Raw genomic sequence first — 1,164 nt, 5'->3', positions numbered from 1 at the left:
GCTGCAATGACACGACTTCGGTGATGTGCTTGAGCCCCGCTACATTGTCGGCGCGGAATCACTTGACCAGTGAGCTATTACGCACTCTTTCAAGGGTGGCTGCTTCTAAGCCAACCTCCTGGTTGTCTCTGCGACTCCACATCCTTTCCCACTTAGCACACGCTTAGGGACCTTAGTCGGTGTTCTGGGCTGTTTCCCTCTCGACCATGGAGCTTATCCCCCACAGTCTCACTGCCACGCTCTCACTTACCGGCATTCGGAGTTTGGCTAAGGTCAGTAACCCGGTGAGGCCCATCGCCTATCCAGTGCTCTACCTCCGGCAAGAAACACGTGACGCTGCACCTAAATGCATTTCGGGGAGAACCAGCTATCACGGAGTTTGATTGGCCTTTCACCCCTAACCACAGGTCATCCCCCAGGTTTTCAACCCTGGTGGGTTCGGTCCTCCACGAAGTCTTACCTCCGCTTCAACCTGCCCATGGCTAGATCACTCCGCTTCGGGTCTTGGGCATGCAACTCAACCGCCCTATTCGGACTCGCTTTCGCTACGGCTACCCCACACGGGTTAACCTCGCTACACACCGCAAACTCGCAGGCTCATTCTTCAAAAGGCACGCAGTCACGGCCCACCAGCAAGCTGATGAACGACGCTCCCACGGCTTGTAGGCACACGGTTTCAGGTACTATTTCACTCCGCTCCCGCGGTACTTTTCACCATTCCCTCACGGTACTATCCGCTATCGGTCACCAGGGAATATTTAGGCTTAGCGGGTGGTCCCGCCAGATTCACACGGGATTTCTCGGGCCCCGTGCTACTTGGGTATTCTTCAAGCGAGCCGTACAGATTTCGTCTACGGGGGTCTTACCCTCTACGCCGGACCTTTCGCATGTCCTTCGACTATCCATACGGTTTCTGACTCGCCGACCGGCCGGCAGACCGATCAAGAAAAAACCCACGACCCCCTGAGCGCAACCCCTGCCGGGTCTCACACGCTCAAGGTTTAGCCTCATCCGGTTTCGCTCGCCACTACTCCCGGAATCACGGTTGTTTTCTCTTCCTGCGGGTACTGAGATGTTTCACTTCCCCGCGTTCCCTCCACACTGCCTATGTGTTCAGCAGCGGGTGACAGCCCATGACGACTGCCGGGTTTCCCCATTCGGACA

1 rRNA gene is annotated in these 1,164 nt (G+C 56.5%); it reads right to left on the bottom strand.

Features of this window, described 5'->3' with window-relative positions:
* Positions 1 to 1,164: ribosomal RNA gene (locus tag ABT238_RS38725) — 23S ribosomal RNA — on the bottom strand; the annotation flags it as partial.

It is taken from the genome of Kitasatospora sp. NPDC001527 (assembly GCF_040298605.1).
GTDB lineage: Bacteria > Actinomycetota > Actinomycetes > Streptomycetales > Streptomycetaceae > Kitasatospora.
The sequence above is the reverse complement of the archived record's forward strand: the minus strand, read 5'-3'. Positions and strand labels throughout refer to the sequence as shown.